The 22,341-nt window shown below is 67.8% G+C and carries 23 protein-coding genes; 16 read left to right on the top strand and 7 right to left on the bottom strand.

The genetic code is table 11. From position 1 onward, the window contains the following. Nucleotides 1–48 precede the first annotated feature (48 nt). The 4 genes from ACOQOP_RS04610 to ACOQOP_RS04595 are packed head-to-tail and all read left to right on the top strand — an operon-like array spanning nt 49 to nt 2,739. On the top strand, nt 49–858 hold the full coding sequence (locus tag ACOQOP_RS04610) for a chromate resistance protein ChrB domain-containing protein (protein WP_420565148.1): 810 nt from the start codon (nt 49–51) through the stop codon (nt 856–858). After that, a complete protein-coding gene (gene chrA, locus ACOQOP_RS04605; protein ID WP_420565147.1) occupies nt 855–2,150 on the top strand; it encodes a chromate efflux transporter in 1,296 nt (431 codons plus the stop codon). The genes ACOQOP_RS04610 and chrA overlap by 4 nt, the downstream gene beginning before the upstream one ends. 56 nt (nt 2,151–2,206) lie before the next feature. Next, a complete protein-coding gene (locus tag ACOQOP_RS04600; protein WP_420565146.1) occupies nt 2,207–2,440 on the top strand; it encodes a type II toxin-antitoxin system ParD family antitoxin in 234 nt (77 codons plus the stop codon). Continuing rightward, a complete protein-coding gene (locus ACOQOP_RS04595; protein ID WP_420565145.1) occupies nt 2,440–2,739 on the top strand; it encodes a type II toxin-antitoxin system RelE/ParE family toxin in 300 nt (99 codons plus the stop codon). The genes ACOQOP_RS04600 and ACOQOP_RS04595 overlap by 1 nt, the downstream gene beginning before the upstream one ends. Nucleotides 2,740–2,741: 2 nt before the next feature. Here ACOQOP_RS04595 and map read toward each other — a convergent pair whose 3' ends face one another. From map to ACOQOP_RS04575, 4 genes are all read right to left on the bottom strand, one after another. After that, entirely contained in the window at nt 2,742–3,506 is a 765-nt protein-coding gene (gene map / locus ACOQOP_RS04590; protein WP_420565144.1) for a type I methionyl aminopeptidase, read from the bottom strand. 1 nt (nt 3,507) lies between these two features. Then, entirely contained in the window at nt 3,508–3,720 is a 213-nt protein-coding gene (locus tag ACOQOP_RS04585) for a ParD-like family protein (protein WP_420565143.1), read from the bottom strand. 74 nt (nt 3,721–3,794) lie between these two features. Further along, nucleotides 3,795–4,703, bottom strand: a complete 909-nt coding sequence (locus tag ACOQOP_RS04580) for an alpha/beta hydrolase (RefSeq protein ID WP_420565142.1) — start codon at nt 4,701–4,703, stop codon at nt 3,795–3,797. Between the two features lie 28 nt (nt 4,704–4,731). Continuing rightward, a complete protein-coding gene (locus tag ACOQOP_RS04575; RefSeq protein ID WP_420565141.1) occupies nt 4,732–5,367 on the bottom strand; it encodes a TetR/AcrR family transcriptional regulator in 636 nt (211 codons plus the stop codon). A 259-nt stretch (nt 5,368–5,626) separates the two neighbouring features. Here ACOQOP_RS04575 and ACOQOP_RS04570 point away from each other — a divergent pair, with 259 nt between their 5' ends. From ACOQOP_RS04570 to hisE, 11 genes are all read left to right on the top strand, one after another. Next, the gene (locus tag ACOQOP_RS04570) at nt 5,627–7,753 is read left to right on the top strand and encodes a TonB-dependent siderophore receptor (RefSeq protein ID WP_420565140.1); all 2,127 of its coding nucleotides are present in this window, start codon (nt 5,627–5,629) and stop codon (nt 7,751–7,753) included. Further along, entirely contained in the window at nt 7,750–8,790 is a 1,041-nt protein-coding gene (locus tag ACOQOP_RS04565) for an ABC transporter substrate-binding protein (RefSeq protein ID WP_420565139.1), read from the top strand. The genes ACOQOP_RS04570 and ACOQOP_RS04565 overlap by 4 nt, the downstream gene beginning before the upstream one ends. Beyond that, nucleotides 8,787–9,773 (top strand): FecCD family ABC transporter permease, encoded by a 987-nt coding sequence (locus tag ACOQOP_RS04560; protein WP_420565138.1) that lies wholly within the window; start codon nt 8,787–8,789, stop codon nt 9,771–9,773. Before ACOQOP_RS04565 ends, ACOQOP_RS04560 begins: the two co-directional genes overlap by 4 nt. Beyond that, on the top strand, nt 9,770–10,762 hold the full coding sequence (locus tag ACOQOP_RS04555) for a FecCD family ABC transporter permease (RefSeq protein WP_420565137.1): 993 nt from the start codon (nt 9,770–9,772) through the stop codon (nt 10,760–10,762). The genes ACOQOP_RS04560 and ACOQOP_RS04555 overlap by 4 nt, the downstream gene beginning before the upstream one ends. Then, nucleotides 10,759–11,538, top strand: coding sequence for an ABC transporter ATP-binding protein (locus ACOQOP_RS04550; protein WP_420565136.1), 780 nt, complete (start codon nt 10,759–10,761; stop codon nt 11,536–11,538). The genes ACOQOP_RS04555 and ACOQOP_RS04550 overlap by 4 nt, the downstream gene beginning before the upstream one ends. Nucleotides 11,539–11,693: 155 nt before the next feature. Next, nucleotides 11,694–12,656 (top strand): phosphate/phosphite/phosphonate ABC transporter substrate-binding protein, encoded by a 963-nt coding sequence (gene phnD / locus ACOQOP_RS04545; protein ID WP_420565135.1) that lies wholly within the window; start codon nt 11,694–11,696, stop codon nt 12,654–12,656. Between the two features lie 51 nt (nt 12,657–12,707). After that, on the top strand, nt 12,708–13,559 hold the full coding sequence (gene phnC / locus ACOQOP_RS04540; protein WP_420565134.1) for a phosphonate ABC transporter ATP-binding protein: 852 nt from the start codon (nt 12,708–12,710) through the stop codon (nt 13,557–13,559). Beyond that, a complete protein-coding gene (gene phnE, locus ACOQOP_RS04535) occupies nt 13,556–14,374 on the top strand; it encodes a phosphonate ABC transporter, permease protein PhnE (RefSeq protein WP_420565133.1) in 819 nt (272 codons plus the stop codon). The genes phnC and phnE (ACOQOP_RS04535) overlap by 4 nt, the downstream gene beginning before the upstream one ends. Next, nucleotides 14,374–15,186 (top strand): phosphonate ABC transporter, permease protein PhnE, encoded by an 813-nt coding sequence (gene phnE, locus ACOQOP_RS04530; protein WP_420565132.1) that lies wholly within the window; start codon nt 14,374–14,376, stop codon nt 15,184–15,186. The genes phnE (ACOQOP_RS04535) and phnE (ACOQOP_RS04530) overlap by 1 nt, the downstream gene beginning before the upstream one ends. 52 nt (nt 15,187–15,238) lie before the next feature. Continuing rightward, complete coding sequence (locus ACOQOP_RS04525; RefSeq protein ID WP_420565131.1) at nt 15,239–16,879, top strand: Na/Pi cotransporter family protein; 1,641 nt, start codon at nt 15,239–15,241, stop codon at nt 16,877–16,879. Nucleotides 16,880–16,924: 45 nt separating this feature from the next. Further along, nucleotides 16,925–17,236 (top strand): phosphoribosyl-ATP diphosphatase, encoded by a 312-nt coding sequence (gene hisE / locus ACOQOP_RS04520; protein WP_420565130.1) that lies wholly within the window; start codon nt 16,925–16,927, stop codon nt 17,234–17,236. 253 nt (nt 17,237–17,489) lie between these two features. Here the strand turns inward: hisE and ACOQOP_RS04515 are convergent, their stop codons facing one another. Continuing rightward, nucleotides 17,490–18,398, bottom strand: a complete 909-nt coding sequence (locus ACOQOP_RS04515) for a LysR family transcriptional regulator (RefSeq protein ID WP_420565129.1) — start codon at nt 18,396–18,398, stop codon at nt 17,490–17,492. A gap of 98 nt (nt 18,399–18,496) precedes the next feature. Here ACOQOP_RS04515 and tcuA point away from each other — a divergent pair, with 98 nt between their 5' ends. Continuing rightward, the gene (gene tcuA / locus ACOQOP_RS04510; protein WP_420565128.1) at nt 18,497–19,999 is read left to right on the top strand and encodes an FAD-dependent tricarballylate dehydrogenase TcuA; all 1,503 of its coding nucleotides are present in this window, start codon (nt 18,497–18,499) and stop codon (nt 19,997–19,999) included. Between the two features lie 189 nt (nt 20,000–20,188). Here tcuA and ACOQOP_RS04505 read toward each other — a convergent pair whose 3' ends face one another. Both ACOQOP_RS04505 and ACOQOP_RS04500 read right to left on the bottom strand, forming a co-directional pair. After that, nucleotides 20,189–20,887: a 4'-phosphopantetheinyl transferase family protein gene (locus ACOQOP_RS04505; RefSeq protein ID WP_420565127.1), complete on the bottom strand. Its 699-nt coding sequence runs from the start codon at nt 20,885–20,887 to the stop codon at nt 20,189–20,191. A gap of 68 nt (nt 20,888–20,955) precedes the next feature. Next, complete coding sequence (locus ACOQOP_RS04500; protein WP_420565126.1) at nt 20,956–22,263, bottom strand: LLM class flavin-dependent oxidoreductase; 1,308 nt, start codon at nt 22,261–22,263, stop codon at nt 20,956–20,958. Nucleotides 22,264–22,341 lie beyond the last annotated feature (78 nt).

The raw sequence follows: 22,341 nt of genomic DNA, 5'->3' as shown, positions 1-22,341 counted from the left end.
CTTCGGCCCAAGTTCGCATCCTTCGTCACCTGACCGAGAGGATGCGCCATGGCCGCTCCCACCGACATCACCGCCCAGCAGCTCTTCCGACTGATCGGCACACCCGCCTGCCCGGTTCTGATCGATGTCCGCATCGACGAGGACGTTCAGGCCGATCCGCGCCTGCTCCCCAGCGCCGCACGCCATCCCCACGACCGCATCGAGATCCTTGCCCCTGTGCTTCAGGGACACCGGGTGGTGGTGATCTGCCACCGGGGGGCGAAGCTGAGCCAGGGTGCCGCCGCCCTGCTGCGCCTCACCGGGATCGACGCCGTCGGGCTGGAGGGCGGCCATCTCGGCTGGAGCGAGGCGGGCCTGCCACTCGTCCCGCTGGTCGCCCTGCCGCCGCGCGACCCGGAAGGCAGAACCCTATGGGTCACCCGCCGCCGGCCGAAGGTGGACCGGATCGCCTGCCCCTGGCTGATCCGCCGCTTCGTCGACCGGCGCGCCCGGTTCCTGTTCGTCGCCCCGGGCGAGGTCCAGGCCGTGGCCGAACGCTTCGGCGCCACCGCCTTCGACACCGAGGGGGCCGGGCTCGGCCATCGCGGCGCATACTGCACCTTCGACACGATGCTGGAGACGTTCGGGCTGGGCACGCCGGCGCTGGCCCGATTGGCCGCCGTGGTGCGCGGCGCCGACACGGGCCAGCCCGACCTTGCGCCGGAGGCGGCCGGGCTGCTGGCCGTCTCCCAGGGGCTGTCGCACCTGTTCACCGAGGATCTTGCCCAGCTCGAGGAGGGCATGGTGCTCTATGATGCCCTCTATCACTGGGCGCGCGAGACGGTGCAGGCCGGCTCGGATCGGAGGGCGGCGGCATGAGCGACACCGTGAACGAAGGCATCCCGACGGCGCCCAGCTTCGGCGAGGCCCTGCGGGTCTGGCTGCGGATCGGGATGCTGTCTTTCGGCGGTCCGACCGCGCAGATGGCTCTGATGCATCGCGAGATCGTCGAGGAGCGCCGCTGGCTCACCGAGGACCAGTTCCTCAACGCCCTGAACTTCTGCATGCTCCTGCCCGGACCGGAGGCGATGCAGCTCGCGACCTACGCCGGGTGGCGGCTGCACGGGTTGGCCGGTGGGTTGGCGGCGGGACTGCTCTTCGTGCTGCCGGGAGCGGTCATCATCCTGGCGCTGGCCGCCCTTTATGCCGCCTTCGGCGAAGTGCCGCTGGTGGACGCCCTTTTCCTCGGGGTGAAGGCGGCGGTGGTGGTGATCGTGATCGAGGCACTGCTGCGGATCGCTCGCCGCACTCTCAGCTCAGCCCTGCACTGGTGGGTCGCGGGCCTGGCCTTCGTGGGGATCTTCTTCCTCGCCCTCCCCTTCCCGCTGATCATCCTGGGCGCCGCTCTGCTCGGCCTGCTGCGACCGACGGGCGCCACCTCGGCACTGCCGGCACCCGGCGGCGCGCCGACCCTGGCCGGCACCGCCGGCACCGTGGCGGTCTGGCTGGTGCTGTGGTGGACCCCGGTCCTGGCCGCGTCGATCCTCGACCCGGGCGGCCTGCTGGTTCAGATCGGCGTGTTCTTCTCCAAGCTGGCGGTGGTCACCTTCGGCGGCGCCTATGCGGTGCTCGCCTACATGGCCCAGGACGTGGTCGTGCAGAAGGGGTGGCTGACCACCGGCGAGATGATGGACGGTCTGGGCCTCGCCGAGACCACGCCGGGCCCGCTGATCCTGGTGACGGAGTTCGTCGCCTTCCTTGCCGCCTGGAAGGTCGGCGGCCTCGCCGCCGGGGTGGCGGGTGCCGCCATGGCCCTGTGGGTGACCTTCGCCCCCTGCTTCCTGTGGATCTTCGCCGGCGCGCCCTATATCGACTGGCTGGCCGGCCGCCGGCGGCTGCGTCAGGCGCTGTCCATGGTCACCGCCGCCGTGGTGGGGGTGATCCTGAACCTGTCCCTGTGGTTCGCCATGCATGTGTTCTTCGACCGGGTGGAACAGGTCGACCGCTGGGGTCTGCGCTTCAGCTGGCCGGACCCGTCGAGCGTGAACCTCCCCGCACTGCTGCTCTTTGCCATGGCGGCGGTGCTGGCCTTCCGCTTCCATTTCGGCATCGCCAAGGTCCTGGCCGTCGCGGCCCTCGGCGGCCTTGCCATCCGGGCGGCGGGGTTCTGATGGCTTTTGACAAACTTTGCCAACATCTGCCATGTTCCGTCCCCGGAGGACCGACCATGGCAACGATGAACGTCTCACTGCCCGGCCCGATGAAGCACTGGGTCGAAGCCCAAGCCCGCTCGGGCCGCTACAGCAACGCCAGCGACTATGTCCGCGATCTCATCCGGCGCGATCAGGAGCGATCCGTACAGATCGCCCAGCTTCAGGCGGCGATCGCGGAAGGCATCGAGAGCGGCGTGGCCGAGGATTTCAGCATGGAGGCCATCCAGGCAGACCTGGATAAGCGGTAATGGCCCGCTATCGCGTCTCCAGAAAGGCGCAGAGCGATATCCGCGAGATTGGCTTGTACACCCAGCACCACTGGGGCGCAGACCAGCGCCGAACCTATCTCTCGGGCATGGAGACGCGATTCCAGCAATTGGCAGCGAACCCCGATCTCGCCCCGCTGCGGGCCGAGTTCAGGCCTCCAGTAAGACTGTCCCGATATGAGCGACACCTGATCGTATATTTGGACGAGCCGGACGGCGTGCTCATCGTCCGGGTCGTGCATGAAAGGATGGATCTGCCAGACCAACTGTCAGACCGGTAGCCTCACCTGCCCCGCTCATCCCGCCGCAGGGTGAGGACTTCCACGCCGGTCGCGGTGACCGCCACCGTGTGTTCGAACTGGGCCGAGAGCTTGCCGTCGCAGGTCACCACGGTCCAGCCGTCCGCCTCGGTGGCGACCTGGCGGGTGCCCTGGTTCACCATCGGCTCGACCGTGAAGACCATGCCCTCGCGCAGCACTTCGCCAGCGCCGGGTCGGCCGAAGTTCAGAACCTGCGGCTCCTCGTGCATCTCGCGGCCGATACCATGGCCGCAATAGTCGCGCACCACCGAGCAGCCGTTGCGCTTGGCATGGCGCTCGATGGCGTATCCCACATCGCCGAGCCGGGCGCCGGGCCGGACCTGCTCGATGCCCTTCCACATGGTCGCCTGGGCGAGGCGCACGAGGCGCCGGGTCGCGGGCGGGGCGTCGCCAATCACGTAGGTCTTGCTGGAATCGGCGATGAAGCCGTCCTTCTCCAGGGTGATGTCCAGGTTGATGATGTCACCCTCGGCAATGATCTCATCGGCGCTGGGGACCCCGTGGCAGACCACATGGTTGCGCGAGCAGTTCAGGACATATTCGTAGCCGTACTGCCCCTTGCTCGCCGGCCGGGCTCCGAGGTCCTCGGTGATGTAGCGGTCGACCAGGTCGTTCACCTGCAGGGTCGACATGCCGGCGAGATCCAACCCGTCGAGCATCTCGAAGACCGAGGCGAGGAGCCGACCGGAGACCCGCAGCAGCGCCAGTTCTTCGGGTGTCTTCACCATCTCAGGCGGAGGCCCGGTTGGCGGGAACCGGAGCGCTCTGCGCCGCGTCGAACTGCATGCGGACGATCTCGGTGAAGGAGGCCGTCGGATTGGCCTCCGCCAGCATGCCGATCTTCATCCAGAACTCGGCCTGGGCGTTGATCGAGCGGCACATGACCGTGCTGGCCCGCCGGACTTCCTCGTGCAGTTCGTCGCCGATCTTGACGATGCCCATCCGAGCCTCCCCTAGAGATATATACGAAACATATACGTTTCATATATCACACGAGTGACCGAAACAAGGATCGTTCAGCCGCGCGGAGCCGCGAAGCGCAGGACCGAGGGGAAGGCCGCCATCGGCAGGGACAGGTGGTTCTCCTCCGCCAGCACACGGTGCTCCACGGCCAGCCCTGCCGGCCCCCGCTGGCGCAGCAGGTCGGCCAATGCCGCGGCATCGGTCAGCATCCGCGCGCTGATCTCGGGACGGTCGGGCATTTCCCGCCCACCGACCGCGATGAGCAGGCGCGCCGACAGGCCGGCCGGGTGGGTGTCGACCAGCGCATCGGCGTCGCGCAACCCCCGTCCCTCATCCCACCAGAGTGACGGGCTGAGGGCCGCATAGGCAGCGAAGGCGCTCGGTCGGCTCCGCAGGCAGTGCAGGACGCACAACCCGCCGAAACTGTGGCCGCACAGGGTCTGCCGACGGCGATTCACAGGATAGCGGCCAGCGATCGCGTCGCGCAGCGGCCCGGTCAGAAACTCGAGGAAGAGCTCCACCCCGCCGGGCTGAAACCAGGGAGCGCCCTGCATGAACCGCGCGGCGACCCGGCCGGAGCTATGCGCCGGCAGATAGTCATAGGCCCGGCGTCCACCGTCATAGGGGTCGGCTCCCGGATAGCCGATCGCGACGATCAGCGGCGGGTCGATTTCGCCGGTCTCCGGATGGCGCCCCTGCATCGCCAGCGCCTCCGCCGCCCCGGCGATCCAGGCGTTGCCGTCGAGCAGCCAGAGCACCGGCCACCCGCCGGACGGCGGCGGGGACGGCGGGACGGCAACAAAGATCCTGTACGCGCCACACTCCCCGTCGGCGGAGATTTGCCGGACATCGGGCAGGGTCAGGCCGTCTGCGACCTCCCGCAGCAGCCCACCGTCGCCCTGCGCCAGAAGGCGTCGGCGCCGGCGTTGGAACAGGGCCGTGCGAAGGGCGCGCAGGATCATGGTCGCACTCGACGAAAATGCGCCGCCATCAGCCCTTCAGGTTCTCGACGTCATAGACGAAGCGCATCGTCTTGCGGCCCCAGTCGAACAGAACCGCCCGCTCGGCCGGATCGGCGGCCTCAGCGGCGGCGTAGAGGCAGGACACCGACACGTGGTGCTGCAGCCGGGCCAGCGCGCGCGCCTGATCGGGCGTCACCTTGCGGGCGAACTTCTCCTGGGCGGCGATGATGCGGCGAAACGCCCGGGCCTCGTGCTCGGCCTCCAACTCGGCCAGCTCCGGCGTGCTGTTCAGCGCGAAGCGCAACTTCCACAGCCCCGGCGCGTTGATGCTCTCCTCGGAGGACAGGCAGTCGAAAACCGCGTCGGCATAGGTGTCCAGCCCTTCCGTCCCGTCGAACCTGTCATCGACCGCGACCAGCAGGGCCAGGGTCTGCGCCAGCCAGCGGCGATAGATCTCGAAGAAGATCGCCTCCTTGGTCGGGAAGTACTGATAGACGGTGGCGATGTTCACGCCCGCGGTCTTGGCGATCTCGTTGGTCGTGATCCGGTCCGTCGGCATGGCCCCAAGCATGTCGAGCGTGGTGTCGAGGATCGCCTGGACCTTCTGCCGGGACCTCTGCTGCTTGGCCTGGCGCCGGACGGCGACGGGACGCGATTCTGCCACCTGCAACCTTCATCTCCACGAAACACGGCGAGACTGGATCTTAACGGGCCGTCGAGCGCGGTCCCTTGAGCCTCTTAACCATACCATATGGCCGCCCGACGGCCGGAGGACATCGGCATCGAGCCAAAATATAAGCATGAACTTACATTTTGTATTGCCCTGATACCGGCACCTCGCTATCCAGGCAACATCAACAAAAAGCCTGCCATCAGAACCATGCCGACTGCCCACTCACTCCTAGTTCAGGAAATGAGCACGCATGTTCAAAAACGTCAGCCTGGTAACCGTGGCGACTTTGCTCGCTACCCAGGGGGCCTTCGCGCAGGACAGCACCGGTTCCGGATCGCTCAAGCTCGACCCCGTCGTCGTTGAAGCCGACACGCCCGATATCGAAGACGACGTCTTCGGAACCGGACGCGCCGCCCGCGACCGAAGCTCGGTCGTCGCCACCCAGTCCACTGTCGGCACAAAGACCGGCACTCCGCTCCTCGACACCCCAGCCAGCGTTTCGGTCGTCACCCAGAAGGAGATGCGGCAGCGCGGCGTGGAGAACCTGGACGAGGCCATGGCCTATACGGCCGGTGTCCTGCCCGACGTCTACGGCAGCGACAATCGCTACGACCATTTCATGGTGCGCGGCTTCTACCAGACCGGCCTCGGCACCTACCGCGACGGACTGGCGATGCGGAACCCGGGCTTCACCGGCAACCGGATGGAACCCTACGGCATGGAGCGGATCGAGGTCCTGAAGGGCTCGACCTCCCCGCTGTTCGGGCTGAACGGGCCGGGCGGCCTGGTCAACGGCGTGACCAAGAAGCCGCTGGATGAGGAATTCGGAGAGATCTACACCACCGTCGGCGACGCCCATTACGAGGCGGGGACCGATTTCGGCGCCCCGGTGGGCGACGACGGCAAGTGGCTCTACCGGATCACCACCAAGGGCCAGAAGAGCGAGGACGGCACTGAATATTCCGATGACGACCGCTTCTACCTCGCCCCGTCCCTGACCTGGCGTCCGACCGCCGCCACCGAGCTGACCCTGCTGACCGACTTCAACCGGCGCGAGGGCAATACCTCCCACGGCATCCCGGTCGGCTCCGGCCTCGACCCGGACACCTATCTGGGCGAGCCGGATTTCGACAACATGGACACCGAGGAATGGAACCTCGGCTACCAGTTCAGCCACCGTTTCTCGAACGACCTGCAGTTCCGCCAGAACGTGCGCTACAGCGACCTGGATCTGACCTATGAGTCGGTCTACGGCGCGACCACCGATCCGACCGTCGCCCGCAGCGCCTGGGCGGTCTACGGCGACACCCAGCGTTTCGCCATCGACAACCAGCTACAGTACGACACCAGCGTCTCCTTCATCGACAGCCGCACGCTGGCCGGCGTCGACTACTACTATCAGACCGTGGACGAAGAGCGGGTCTTCGGCTCGGCCTCCGGCATCGACGTGTACAACCCGGTATTCTGCGGTCCGTCCTGCATCACCCTGCCGCCGGGCTACACCTGGGACCAGGAGCAGAGCGCGCTCGGTCTGTACCTTCAGGAGGAGGCGACTTTCGCCGACCGGCTGATCGTCACCCTGGGCGGGCGCTACGACACGGTCGACACCGACAGCGAGTACCCGACCTACGGCCTGTCCTACAGCGACAGCGACGATGCCTTCACGACCCGGGCCGGCGTCACCTACAAGCTGCGCCAGGACCTGTCGGTCTACGCCAACTACTCGGAATCCTTCGAACCGGTCTCCAGCGAGACGGGCCTCGCGGGCTCGCCGAAGCCGAAGGAAGGCACCCAGTACGAGATCGGCGTGAAGTTCGCGCCGGCCGCCCTGGACGACGCGCTGTTTTCGCTGGCGCTGTTCGACCTGACCCAGAGCAACGTGCCCTATTACGTCAACGTAACCACCCAGGAGCAGATCGGCGAGGTGAACGTCCGCGGTGTGGAGTTCGAGGGCAAGGTGGCGCTGACCGACCGGCTCGACGGCACGCTCGCCTATTCCTACTGGGACGCGTCGATCGAGGAGGACGGGGTCAACGGCAATGTGGGCAACCGGCCGCAGCTCGTGCCGAACCATATCGGCTCGGCCTGGCTGAACTACACGATCCCGGGCGGGCAGAGCTTCAACGACGTGTCGATCGGCGGCGGCGTGCGCTATGTCGGCTCGACCTATGCCGACAACGCCAACACCATCGAGATCGACTCCCGCACGACCTTCGACGCGGCCATCGGCTACCAGCTCACCGAGCAGGCGAGCCTGCAGCTCAACGCCACCAACATCTTCGACGAGCGGGACATCACGAGTATCGACACGTACTCGAACACTGCCTATTACGCCGACGGACGCACAGTGAAAGCGACGCTAAGGTACACTTGGTGACGAAATCTGCCGATCGGCGGGCAGCGACAACCATCGGACGGCGCGGATCAGTCACGCGCCGTTCGTTCCTGACCGGCCTGGCGGCCTCAGCGACCGCCTGCGGGCCGGCGCTGGCCGCCAGCGATCTCACCTTCGAGCATGCCTTCGGGACGACCGTGCTGCCGCGCCCGGCTCAGCGGGTCGTCTCGCTCGGCTATACCAGCCACGATCCGCTGCTGGCCCTGGGCGTGCGGCCCGTGGCCGTGCGCCACTGGTTCGGCGCCTTTCCCTATGGGGTGTGGCCCTGGGCCCAGCGCCAGCTCGGCGACGCCAAGCCCGACGTGCTGATCGGCGAGGTGTCGATGGAGCGCGTGGCGTCGCACAACCCCGACCTGATCGTCGCCATCGGTGCCGGGATCTCCGAGGCCGAGTACAGCGTGCTGTCCCGGATCGCCCCCGTGCTGGTGCACGAGGCGTCCGACAGCGCCTACGGCACGCCCTGGGACCGCATGACCCTGACCCTCGGCCGCGCGACCGACCGTCTTTCCGAGGCGCAGGAGTTGGTGGCCGGTGTCCGCTCCGCCTTCGCCGACGCGCGCGGGCGCCATCCGGCCTGGACCGGACGGACCGGCGTCGCCGCCTATCACTGGAGCGGTGAGACCGGTGCCTTCATCGGCGCCGATACCCGCGCACGGTTCCTGGTCGAACTCGGCTTCCGGCCGACCGAGGCGGTGGCCGCCCTGTCCGGCGTCAACGACTTCTATGCGCCGCTGTCGCCGGAGGACCTGTCGCCGCTCGACGCCGACCTGCTGCTCTGGGTGTCGAGCTACGAGACCAGCCCGGATCTCGTGGCGCTGCCGATGCGCCGCACGCTGGAGGCCTGCGAAGAGGGCCGCGAGGTCTTCGCCGGCGGCGTGCTGGCCGCCGCGCTCTCCTTCGGCAGCGTGCTGTCCCTGCCCTTCGCCCTGGGCCAGCTCGAGGGCGACATCGCCGCCGCCATCGACGGCGACCCGTCCACTCCGGTGGACAGCGCGGTCAAGGCCGGGCTCGCCCCATGACCCGGTGGGCGCCCCTGATCGGACTGCTGATCCTGGCAGTGCTGGTCAGCCTGCTGGTGGGTTACCGGCCGATCTCGGGGACCGAGCTGTGGCACGCGCTCACCGCGCCCGATCCCACCGATCCGGCCCATGTCACCATCCGCTCGATCCGCTTCCCCAGAACGGGCGCGGGTCTGGTGTGCGGCGCGGCACTCGGGGCCGCCGGCATGACGATCCAGGCCCTGACCCGCAATCCGCTGGCCGATCCGGGCATCCTCGGGATCAATGCCGGAGCCGCCTTCGGCGTCGTGATCGGAGCCCTGATCCTGGGGCAGGTGGATGGGGGCATCCTGTCCGTGCTCGCCTTCCCCGGTGCGGCCCTGGCGGCAACGGCGGTCTTCGCGCTCGGCGGCGGGCTGCGCGGCAATGCCAGTCCGGTGCGCCTGACCTTGGCCGGAGCTGCGCTCAGCGTGCTGCTGCTCTCCCTCGTCACCGCAGCGGTTCTGATGCGCGGCGAGACCCTGGATGTCGTCCGCTTCTGGATCGTCGGCTCGCTGGCCGAGGCCCGTGCGCGGCCGCTGCTTGAGATGTCGCTGGCGGCCGGGGCCGGCCTGCTGCTGGCCCTGGCCCTGTCGCCGAAGCTGGAGGCGCTGGCCCTGGGCGACGCCCTGTCCCGCGGGCTTGGGACGCGGCCGGGCCGGGTCCAGGCGGGAGCCCTCGTCTGCATCTCGCTGCTGACCGGCGCGGCGGTGGCGATAGCCGGCCCCATCGCCTTCCTCGGCCTGATGGTGCCGCCGATCGCTCGGCGCCTCGTCGGCGCCTCCCTGCGACCGGGACTGCTCGCGGCCGCCCTGCTGGGGGCGGCCATCCTGCTGCTGGCCGACAGTGCGGGCCGCCTGCTGATGGCGCCCGCGGAGATCCGCGCCGGGGTGATGACGGCGCTGCTCGGTGGGCCGGTCTTCGTGCTGATCGCCCGCCGCATCCGGCCAGGGGCGATCGGATGATCCGCGGCACGATCCTCGCCCTGCTCCTGGCCGGGTCGGCCGCCCTGGCCCTGCTGGTCGGCCAGATCCACCTGGATCCGTCGAGCCTGTGGGACGGTCTGACGGGCGGCGACGGGCCGGCGGCGCTGACGATCTCGGTGCTGCGCGGCCCGCGGGTCGCGGTCGCCCTGCTGTCCGGCGCGGCCCTGGGTCTCGCCGGGGCGGTGTTCCAGCAGCTCCTGCGCAATCCGCTCGCCTCCCCCGACGTGATGGGTTTCACCGGCGGGTCGGGCCTCGCGATCCTGGCGGCGATCACCTTCGGCCTGACGGTTCCGCTGCCGCTGGTCGCGGCAGGCGGCGGGCTCGCCGCCGGGCTGATCGTGCTGGCCCTGTCCCGCCCGGCAGGCAGCCGCGGTGGCGTCGACGGCACCTCACCGGTGACTATCGTGTTGGTAGGAATCGGCGTCGGGTTCGCCGCCTCGGCCTTCGGCTCGTTCCTGATGACCCGACTGTCCGGCCCGCAGGCGGCCGAGGCCCAGCGCTGGCTGGTCGGCTCGCTGTCCGCCCGCGACTGGTCCCACGCCCAGATCCTGGCGGCGGCCGGCGGGGTGCTCGCCCTCTGCCTCGCCCTCCAAGTCCGCGCCCTGCGGCTGCTCGAGCTGGGGGCGGAGCTGGCCTCGGGTCTCGGCCTCACCGTGGCGCGCGACCGGCTGCTGCTGGCGGCGACCGCCATCGGGCTCTGTGCCGTCGCCGTCTCGATCGTCGGTCCGGTGGCCTTCGTCGCCCTTATGGCGCCGCCGGTTGGCGCGCGCCTGGCCGGGGCGATCGACCCGGGCGCCCGGCTCGCGGCGGCGGCCGCGGCGGGCGCGGTCATCATGGTGCTTGCAGATCTGGTCGCCCGAGCCAGCCTGCCCGGCCTGCAGCTGCCGATCGGCGTCACCACCGGCATTCTTGGCGCGCCGTATCTGCTCTGGCGCCTGTCACGCGAGATGGAAAGGGGCGAGCTGTGACCCAGGTCAGCCTGCGCACCGAAGCGCTGTCCGTCGGCTATCAGGACCGGCGGGTGATCCAAGACCTCGACCTCGCCTTCCCGGTCGGACGGAGCACCGCCATCCTCGGCCCCAACGGTTGCGGGAAATCGACCCTCCTGCGCGCCCTGGCCCGGCTGCTGAAGCCGGCGGCCGGGAGGGTGCTGCTGGGCGACGACGATATCCACACCGCCGACACCCGCGAGCTGGCCCGCCGGCTGGCGATCCTGCCGCAGTTCCCCCTGGCCCCGGACGCCATCAACGTGGGCGAGTTGGTCCGGCGCGGGCGCACGCCCTGGCGCGGCCTGCTCGCCCCCTGGACCCAGGCCGACAGCGACGCCTGCACCGACGCGCTCGACGCGGTCGGCATGGCGGACATGGCCGAGCGTCCGCTGGCGGAGCTGTCCGGCGGCCAGCGCCAGCGCGCCTGGCTCGCCCTGGTCCTGGCCCAGCGCACGCCGCTGCTGCTGTTGGACGAGCCGACCTCTCATCTTGACCTGGCGCAGCAGATTGAGATGCTGAGGCTGCTGCAGCGCCGGGTGCGGGACACCGGCATGACGGTGGTCAGCGTGCTGCATGACCTGAACCTCGCCGCCCGGTTCAGCGACCACCTGGTGCTGCTGAGCCCCGAGGGTCTGGTGGCCGAGGGTCCGCCCGAGTCGGTCATGACGGCGGACCATCTGCAGCGAGCCTTCGGCCTTGAGGCGCAGGTCATATCGGATCCACTGACCGGAAGGCCATGGGTTCTGCCGCACTAGGACCTGCTCCGGCGCCCCCGGCTAAGGCCCGACTCTGACGTATCTATTTTGGGCTTGGGTCATATCCCTGACCCATATATTCCTACTGTCACAAAACTGTAATGTTCGGTCATGCCTCAGGTGGGCCGACGATAACGACCTGTAGGGAGAATCACATGATTCGCAGAAACCTGATGCTGTCGGCCCTCGCCGGTCTGGTCGGCGCCGTCTCGCTGAGCTGGGCCACGCCGAGCTACGCCCTCGACTCCCGCTTCAAGGACGAGAATGGCGACCTGGTCGCCGACACCCCGACCGATCCGAGCCAGCAGGTCGATCCCGACACCCTGATCTTCGCCTATACCCCGGTCGAGGATCCGGCGGTCTACGCCAAGGTGTGGGACGGCTTCCTGCGCCATATGGAGAGCGTGACCGGCAAGAAGGTCCAGTTCTTCCCGGTTCAGTCCAACGCCGCCCAGATCGAGGCGATGCGCGCCGGCCGTCTGCACGTGGCCGGCTTCAACACCGGGTCCAACCCGCTGGCGGTGAACTGCGCCGGTTTCGTGTCCTTCACTATCATGGCGTCGAAGGATGGCGATTTCGGCTACAACATGGAGATCATCACCTATCCGGGCAGCGGCATCGAGAAGGTCGAGGACATCAAGGGCAAGAAGATGGCCTTCACGTCCCAGACCTCGAACTCCGGCTTCAAGGCGCCGTCGGCGATCCTGAAGGCGGATTACGGCCTGGAAGCCGGAACGGATTTCGAGCCGGTGTTCTCCGGCAAGCACGACAACTCGATCCTGGGCGTGGCCAACAAGGACTATCCGGCCGCGGCCATCGCCAACTCGGTGCTGCACCGCATGGTCGCCCGCGACGTGATCAAGGCCGACCAGGTCGTCTCGATCTACAAGTCGCAGAAGTTCCCGACCACGGGCTTCGGCTACGTCTACAACCTGAAGCCGGAGCTGCAGGAGAAGATCAAGGAATCCTTCTTCACCTTCGACTGGGAAGGCTCGGCCCTGAAGGAGGAGTTCGCCCGCTCCGGCGAGGAGCAGTTCATCCCGATCACCTACAAGTCCCACTGGGAAGTGATCCGGAAGATCGACGCGGCGAACGGCGTTTCCTACGACTGCAAGTGACCGGTCCGGCACTTCGCAAGATTTGACGACGACATATAGGGGAGCGGCCGAATGCTGCGCTTGAAGGACCTCTCGAAGGTCTATGCAACCGGAGATCGGGCGCTCACCGACGTGAGCCTTACGGTCGAGCCCGGTCAGGTCGTTGGCCTGATCGGGCCGTCCGGGGCGGGGAAATCCACTCTGATCCGCTGTATCAACCGCCTGGTGGAGCCGACCTCCGGCCAGGTGTTTCTCGGTGACATGGAGATCTCCAGCCTGAGCCGCGGCGGTCTGCGCCGCGCCCGGCGGCGGATCGGCATGATCTTCCAGGAATACGCCCTGGTCGAACGCCTGACCGTCATGGAGAATGTGCTGTCCGGCCGGCTCGGCTATGTCGGCTTCTGGCGCAGCTTCTTCCGCAAGTTTCCGCCCGACGCCATCGAGAACGCCTACCGGCTTCTCGACCGTGTCGGCCTGTCGGCCCATGTGAACAAGCGCGCCGACGCCCTGTCCGGCGGCCAGCGTCAGCGGGTCGGCATCGCCCGTGCCCTGGAGCAGGATCCCGACCTGCTGCTGATCGACGAGCCGACCGCCTCGCTCGACCCGAAGACCTCGCGGCAGATCATGCGGCTGATCGTGGAGATCTGCGACGAGCGCGGCCTGCCGGCGATCATCAATATCCATGACGTCGCCCTGGCGCAGCAGTTCGTGCGCCGGATCATCGGCCTGCAGTCTGGCAAGGTGGTGTTCGATGGCAGCCCGGACGAGCTGACCCCCGACGTCCTCACCCAGATCTACGGCGAGGAGGACTGGTCCGCCACGATCCGCAAGGCGGACGAGGACGGCGAGGAGACCGACGAGGACGGCGCCGACCATGCCGCCTCCGTCCCGGTCGACCGCGAGCGCCTGGCGGGCCTGACATGACCGACGCTGACATGTCTGGCGCGGTTGATCATCGACACTGGAAGCGGCCGCCCTTCATCAAGCGGGCCTGGCTGCGCTGGGCGCTGTATGGCGGCGGCCTGCTCTATCTCGTGCTCGCCATCGGCTCGGTGGAGGTGAACTGGGTCCGAGTCTGGGAAGGTCTGGAGCGCGGCCAGCGCTTCATCCAGGGCTTCCTGGTGCCCGATTTCACCAGCCGCTGGGAAGATATCCTCCAGGGCATGGAAGAGAGCCTGACCATGTCGGTCACGGCGACCGTGGTCGGCGTGCTGATCTCCATTCCCATCGGCATCGGCGCCGCGCGCAACATCGCGCCGCTTCCGATCTATGCCGTGTGCCGGGCCATCGTCGCCCTGTCGCGCAGCTTCCAGGAGATCATTGTCGCCATCCTGTTCGTGGCCATGTTCGGCTTCGGACCCTTCGCCGGCTTCCTCACCCTCTCCTTCGCCACCATCGGTTTCCTGTCGAAGCTGCTGGCCGAGGATATCGAGGATATCGATGAGTCCCAGGCCGAGGCGGTGCGGGCGACGGGTGCCGGCTGGTGGCAGATCGTGAACTACGCGATTCAGCCCCAGGTGATGCCGCGGCTGATCGGCCTCAGCCTGTACCGGCTGGACATCAATTTCCGGGAATCCGCGGTGATCGGCATCGTCGGCGCCGGCGGCATCGGCGCCACGCTGAACACGGCGATGGACCGCTACGAATACGATTCCGCCGCCGCCATCCTGATCCTGATCATCCTGATCGTCATGGCCGCCGAGTACCTGTCGGGCTTCGTGCGGAAATGGGTGCAGTAATGACGATGACCGACCACGCCAACCGGACCTGGCGCCGGCGCTCGACGAAACAGGAACTGGCCCTCTGGCTCGGCTGGCTCCTGCTCGTCGCCCTGTTCGTCTTCTGCTGGCAGGTGATGACCGAGAGCACGATCTGGGCCTTCGTCACCGACGCCCCGCGTCAGGCGGCCGATATTGGCTCGCGCATGTTCCCGCCGCGCTGGGAGTACATCCCGGTTCTGCTGGAGCCGCTGTGGGACACCCTGAACATCGCCACGCTCGGCACCCTGCTGGCGCTGTTCATGGCGGTGCCGGTCGCCTTCCTGGCGGCCCGCAACACGACGCCGAGCGTCCGCTTCGTGCGGCCGATCGCGCTGCTGATCATCGTCTCCAGCCGCTCGATCAACTCGCTGATCTGGGCCCTGCTGCTGGTCGCAGTGATCGGCCCGGGCGTGATGGCCGGCATCGTCGCCATCGCGCTGCGCTCCATCGGATTCGTCGCCAAGCTGCTCTACGAAGCGATCGAGGAGATCGACGAGGTGCAAGTGGAAGCGGTCGCGGCCACGGGCGCCAGCAAGGCGCAGGTGATGGACTACGCCGTGGTGCCTCAGATCCTGCCCGCCTTCGCCGGGATCACCGTGTTCCGCTGGGACATCAACATCCGCGAGTCGACCGTGCTGGGTCTGGTCGGCGCCGGCGGGCTCGGCCTGCGGCTGCAGGAATCCCTCAACGTTCTGGCCTGGCCTCAGGTGACGGTGATCTTCATCCTGATCCTGATTACCGTCCTGGTCAGCGAGTGGGTCTCCGCCAAGGTCCGCCATGCCATCATCTAGGGCCAGCGGCGGCGCGCCGTCGCCGCGGCACCCGTCACCCCGGTAAGCGCGCATGCATCTGCTCATCGAAATCGCCGGCGGCGTCGCCCTGCTTCTGTGGGGCGTGCGCATGGTGCGCACCGGCATCACCCGGGCCTTCGGCTCGGCGATCCGGCGCGGGATCGCGGCGGCGACAAGGAACCGGCTGACCTCGTTCCTGACCGGCTTCACGGTCACCGGCCTGCTCCAGAGCAGCACGGCCACCGCCCTGATCGTCGGCTCCTTCGGCGGGCGCAAGATGATCGCCGTGCCGGCCGGCCTGGCGATCATGCTCGGGGCCGATGTGGGCAGCACGGTCGTGGTGCAGGTGCTCGCCTTCGACGTGTCCTGGATCTCGCCGCTGTTCCTGTTCGTCGGGGTGACGGTGTTCCTGTCGTCCGACGATTCCAGGCGGCGGGCCATGGCCCGGGTGCTGATTGGACTCGGACTGATGCTGCTGGCGATCAAGATGGTGATGCTGGCCTCCGTACCGCTGCGCGAGGGGCCGACCCTGTCGGTGCTGCTGGCGCCGATGGTGAACGAGCCGCTGATGGCGATCCTGCTGGGAGCCGCGCTCGCCTGGCTCGCCCATTCCAGCCTGACGGTGATCGTGCTGGTGATGACCCTGGTCTCGCTGCATGTCGTCGAAGTTCAGCTCGCCATGGCGCTGGTGCTGGGCGCCAACATCGGCAGCTCGATCACGCCCGTGGCGATGAACTGGCGGGCAGATCCGTCGGCGCGGCGCATTCCGGTCGGCAACCTGCTCATGCGCACCGCGGGCGTGGCCCTGGTGTTCTGGATGGTGCCCTGGATCATCCCGTATCTGCGCGACCTCTCCGACGATCCGGCGCGGCTGATCGCCAATTTCCACACCGGCTTCAACCTCGCGGTCGCCCTGCTCTTCCTGCCTTTCGTCGGCCTGGTCGCGGCGTTGGTGACCCGGATGCTACCCGACAGCCCGGTGGCCGAGGACGAGAAGGCGCCGAAGCATCTGGAGGAGTCGGCCCTGGATTCCCCAGGCGTCGCCCTGTCCAGCGCCGCCCGCGAAACCCTGCGGATCGGCGATACCGTGGAGTCGATGCTCGAGCGCACCATGGAGGTGTTCAAGAGCGGCCGCTCCGACCTGATCAAAGAGATCGAGCGGGACGACGACGTGGTCGACGTGCTGCACGAGGCGGTGAAGCTCTACCTCACGCGCCTGTCGCGCCAGGAACTGGACCCCAAGGAAAGCCGCCGGGTGGTCGAGATCCTGACCTTCACCACCAACCTGGAGCATATCGGCGACATCATCGACAAGAACCTGCTGGAGCTCGCCGCCAAGAAGATCAAGGACGGCACCAGCTTCTCCGCCGACGGCATGGCCGAGCTGCAGGCGATGCACGGCGAGGTGGTCGCCAACCTGAAACTGGCGCTGAGTGTGTTCATGAGCGGCGATGCGCTGCTGGCCCGCCGGCTGATGGAGCAGAAGGTGCATATCCGCGAGCTGGAGCAGAAATTCGCCGAGGCCCATTATGCCCGCATCCGCGACGGCAAACCGGAATCCCTGGGCAGTTCGTCGCTGCACCTGGACGTTCTGCGGGACTTGAAGAGGATCAACAGTCACATCACGTCGGTCGCCTATCCGATCCTGGAGTCGACCGGCCAGATCGCCGAGAGCCGCCTGATCGATGCCTGACCCGTCATCGGGCGAAGACCACGCCCAAGACCTTGCGGAGTGCCCATGACCCATCCGATCGACCAGCTTTTCGAGATGGTCCAGACCTCCCGCGCGGAGACCAAGGTCGGGGACCGGACAGCCCAGTTGCTGCGCGACGGCAATCCGAAGATCGCCAAGAAGGTCGTGGAGGAGGCAGCAGAAGTCGCGCTGGATGCCGCCGTGTCCGACCGCGACGGCGTGATCCGGGAGTCGGCCGACCTGCTCTATAACCTGACCGTGCTCTGGGTCTGGATGGGCATCACGCCGGCGGAGATCTGGCACGAGATGCACCAGCGCGAACGCGATCTGGGCCTCGCCGGCAAATGGCCGAAATGACCTACGCCTAGACCCCAAGCCGTCATCCTGGACAGGCCCGGGCCTGACCCGGGGCTGGGCCGGGACCCAGCCATGTCGTCATTTCCAGGTCCCGGGCAGCCCCCGGATCAAGTCCGGGGGCTGCCCGGGATGACGTCGGGAAAAAGCCAAGCAAAAGGCTGAGCGCCGGCCCGATCCAACCGCCCGCTGACAGCTTCCAGAACCTCCCGTCCGCCGGGGAACGCACCAGCGACCGCGTCGAGCGAATGACCGCCTAGCCGGTTCCCCCGAACCGCTCGAAGGCGTCCAGGGTGAAGGACTTCAGGATCTCCGCCGCCGGGGACAGCTCCGCCCCGCGGCGCTGGACCAGGACAAGCGACCGCCGCATGTCCGGCGCCACCAGGGGACGCTGCAGCAGAGCCCCCTCGTCCTGCCCGGCCATGGCCAGGGTCGGCACGATCCCCACGCCCAGCCCGGCGCGCACCAGCCCCATCAGCGTGGAGAGATGCTGCACCTCGTAGCGCCACTGGCCGGTGCGCGGCAGGTCGGCGAGCCGTTCGTGCATCAGCCGGTTGGTGCCGCTGCGCGCGCCATAGGTCACCAGCGGCAGCTCCGCCAGATCCGCCCAGGCCACCGGTCCGTCCGGCACGCCGGGAAAGCCCGGATGGAAGACCAGGACATAGCGGTCCTCCAGGAGCGCGGTCATCTCGATCTCCGGGTCCGGGGCGGCGGTCTCCATGTCGATGCCGAACTCCGCCTCGCCGCGCCGTACCCGTCCGGCGATCTCCTGCTCGGGGTCATCGAAGATGCGCACGCTCACATTCGGATGCGCCTCGTTGAACCGTTTGAGCGCGCCAGGCAGCACGTAAGTCGCGACGGAGATCAGACTGGCGATCGTCACCTGGCCGGTGCGCGCCTGGATCAGGGTGTTCAGGTCCTCCATCGACTGCTCGAACTGCACCAGCATCCGCTTGGCCACCGGCAGGAAGCTGCGTCCCACGGCGGTCGGCGCCACCGAGCGGGTCGTTCGCTCGATCAGCCGCACCCCCACCGCCTCCTCCAGCTTCTTCAGCCGCTGGGTCAGGGCCGACTGGGTCAGGTGCATATCCTCGGCCGCCGCCCGGAAACTGCCCAGTTCTATGATCCGGACGAAGACGGCGATTTCCTTGAGCAGGTAATCCATCGATAATTCATATTGTCTTATTAATATCAAAGAATGTTTCAATTTACTGTCGAAATATCGCCTGTCAATCTCGATCCCAACAGCCATGGGAGGAAGATATGGCGGAATACGATGTGGTCGTGGTCGGCGCCGGCAACGCGGCACTTTCCGCGGCAATGGCCGCGCGCGAGAACGGCGCCAGCGTCCTGATCCTGGAGAAGGCCGGCGAGGAGGAGAAAGGCGGCAACTCCTACTTCACCGCCGGCGGCTTCCGCTTCTGCCATACCGGCATCGACGATGCGGCCACCGACGTCCTGGTCGACCTGTCAGAGGCGGAGCGCGAGCAGATCGTCCTGCCGCCGCACGACCGCCAAGCGTTCTACGACAACCTGATGAAGGTCACCCGCCACCAGTCCGACGAGGACATGGCGTGGATCCTGATCGACGGCTCCCGCCCGGCCATGGCCTGGCTGCGCCAGCACCGCATCCGCTTCATCCCAATGTTCGGCCGCCAGTCCTTTCTGGTCGACGGCAAGCACCACTTCTACGGCGGCGTGAACATCGAGGCGGTCGGCGGAGGTGCGGGCCTGATCGAGATGGAGCTGGCCGAGGTCGCGCGCATGGGCTGCGAGATCCGCTACGGCACCGGCGCCACGAAGCTGATCCACGACAAACATCGCAAGATCACCGGCGTGGAAGTGTTCGGCCCGAACGGCTATGAGGAGATCAGCACCGACGCGGTCATCCTGGCCTGCGGCGGGTTCGAGTCCAATCCGGAGATGCGCGTGCGCTATCTCGGCCCGGGCTGGGACCTGTGCCGGGTCCGCGGCACCCGCCACAACATGGGCGACGGCATCCGGATGGCCCTCGACATGGGCGCCCGCCCCTACGGCAACTGGTCGGGCTGCCACTCGGTCGGCTGGGACATCTCCGCCCCGCCCTATGGCGACTACTCGGTGCTCGACAATTTCCAGAAGCACTCCTACCCCTGGGGCATCATGGTCAACCTGAACGGCGAGCGCTTCGTCAACGAGGGGGAGGACGTCCGCAACCACACCTATGTGAAGTTCGGCCGCGCCATCATGAGCCAGCCCTACCGCACGGCGGTGCAGATCTTCGACCAGAAGACCATCCCGCTGCTGCGCGACGAGTACCGCATCCGCGAGGTCACCAAGGTGACCGCGAGCACCATCGAGGATCTGGCCAAGCAGCTCGAGATCGCGCCGGACGCGCTGACGAGGACGATCGGCGAGTTCAACGCCGCCTGCAGGCCGGGCAAGTTCAACCCGTCGGTGCTGGATGGGGTGACGACGGAAGGACTGGAGATCAACAAGACCAACTGGGCCCTGCCGATCGACGAGCCGCCCTACGAGGCCTATGTCACGACCACTGGCATCACCTTCACCTTCGGCGGGTTGAAGATCAACGACAAGGGCGAGGTCCAGGACATGCAGGACCAGACCATCCCCGGCCTGTATGCGGCGGGCGAGCTGGTCGGCGGGCTGTTCGTGGAGAACTATCCGGGCGGCAGCGGGCTGATGGCCGGCACCGTCTTCGGCCGTCTCGCCGGCAACAGTGCGGCCGCCTATACCGGCGCCAGCGCCAAGGCGGCCGCGGAGTAGCGGCCAAGGACTACCCGGAGCCCCCAAACCACACCGTCTCCCCGGCCTCGCGCCGGGGCCCAGGGAGACGCTTGCCGGAGCGCCTGGAAATCATTCTCCACTGCTCCGGCGATCCGCATCCTGGATCCCGGCGCGAGGCCGGGAAGACTAGGAGGGGCAAAGGTGCGGCCTCACACTTCGGGAGGCACCTCAGGCCGGCATGTCCCGCCACTCCACCCGCCCCGATCCGCGCCAGCCGACCGAGAGGTGGTAGTCGCCGGCAAGCACCCGGTGCTCGAAGCCCCAATGGCCGGCATCCTCCGTCAGCTCCGGCGCGAAACCGATCCGAATGGGCCGGGCCGACGGCTCGGCGAACCAGAACCGGTCGAGTTCCTCGGACAGCCCCTTCCCCGTCGCCTTGATGAAGGCCTCCTTCAGGGTCCACAGGGTCATGAACGCCCCGCCCTGATCCGCGTCTCCATGGGACCGCAGCCAGTCCAGCTCCGGCGGCGCGAAATAGCTGTCGGCGATGGAGAGGTCGACCTTGCGCGATCCGTTCTCCACGTCGACCCCCAACGCGATGCCGTCCAGGGCGACCCCGACCGCCACCATCCCCCGGGTGTGGGACAGGTTGAAGGAAACCGGAGCGGCCCCGGCGCCGAGCCAGGCAGTCGGCTTGCCGTACGCGCCCTCCACGAAGCGGAAGTCCCGCGGATCGGCATCCAGTTCCTCGGCCAGCGCACGGCGGACCAGGGCATGGGCCGCGATGTATTCGACCCGCCCGCTCTCGAAGACAAAGCGCTTCGCCCGTTCGCGCTCGGCAGCGTCGAGAAGCGCCCGCTCGGCGGCGAGATCGGCCTCGCCGATGCCTTCGATGCGGCGCGCATAGATCCGGATCGCCGACGTCATTGCCTCCTCCCCATCCCTCGCCAAACGATATGTCACCCGGGATTATCGGACCAAGCAGGCGTGGCCGATCAGCTCCGCAGGTTTTCGCGCAGGGTGCGGCCCCTGTAGGCGGTACGGAACAGGCCCCGGCGCTGCAACTCCGGCACGACGCCGCGGCAGAACTGCTCGAACATGGCCGGAAAGGTGGTCGGCGCCAGGACGAAGCCGTCGCAGCAGCCGGCCTGGAACATCTCCTGCAGCCGATCGGCGACCATGGACGGCGTACCCACCAACTCGCGGCGCCGGTGCCGGGTCTGCGCGGCCTGGGCCAGGGTCAGGCCTTCCGCCTTCATCGCCTGCTGCAGGATCTGCTCGGTCCCTTTCATGCCCTGGTTGCCCTGCAGTTTCGCAAGATCGGCCGGGTCCTTCACCTTGGTCAGGTCCACCCCGACGCTGTTGGAGGTGGAGGCGGTGATCAGTTCCGGGTCGATCAGGCTGTCGAGATAGTCGGCCTTCTCCTTCGCAATGGCCTCGGTCTCGCCCAGCACCACCGACACCGCCGGCAGCACCGCGCACTCCTCCGGTCGGCGGCCGATCTTGTCCATGCGGACGTGGAGATCGTCGTAGAACTCCTTCATCTCGTCCTTGCCGCGCTGGACGGTGAACACGACCTCGGCCCAGCGGGCGGCGAACTCGCGGCCCCGGTCGGAGCTGCCGGCCTGCATGATCACCGGCCGGCCCTGGGGGCTGCGCGGGATTGAGAGCGGACCGCGGGTCTTCACCCAGCGGCCCTGGTAGTTCGCGTAATGCACCTTGGCGGGATCGGCGAAGTACCCCGCCTCCTTGTCCAGCACGAAGGCGTCTTCGTCCCAGCTGTCCCACAGGGCGAAGCAGGCCTCCAGCACCTCGTCGGCCCGGTCGTAGCGCTCCTCGCGCGGCGGCAGCGCGTCCATGCCGGCGTTCTGCGCCTCCAGGTCAGTGGCCGATGTCACCACGTTCCAGGCGACCCGTCCGCCGCTCATCACGTCGAGCGAGCCGAGCCAGCGGGCGAGGTGATAGGGGGTGTGGAAGCTGGTCGACAGCGTCGCGCCCAGCCCCAGATGGGTGGTCGCCGCCGCCATCACCGGCAGAACCACCGTCGGGTCGAGATAGCTGATCTGCCCGCCCCGGCGGACATAGGGATCGAAGCTGCCGCCATGGATGTCGTAGAGCCCGAACAGGTCAGCGAAGAAGCATCCGTCGAAACACCCGGCCTCCAGCACCCGGGCGATATGCTGGTAGCGGCTGGGATGCAGGATGTCGTCCAAGGTGGATTCCGGATGGCGCCAGCCGCCCACATGCAGGGCGGTCGGGCCGGTCTTGAGATACGCGACCAGGTGCATCTGACGGTCCTGCATTCCGGCATCCTCCCTCGGCGACCGCAGGGCAGTCTGCGCGCCGCACCCCATATCCTGTCTGGATCCCCGTCATGCTGC

This window comes from Thalassobaculum sp. (assembly GCF_965223715.1).
GTDB lineage: Bacteria > Pseudomonadota > Alphaproteobacteria > Thalassobaculales > Thalassobaculaceae > Thalassobaculum.
Note: the sequence above shows the minus strand (reverse complement) of the source record. Positions and strands in the feature narration are given on the sequence as shown.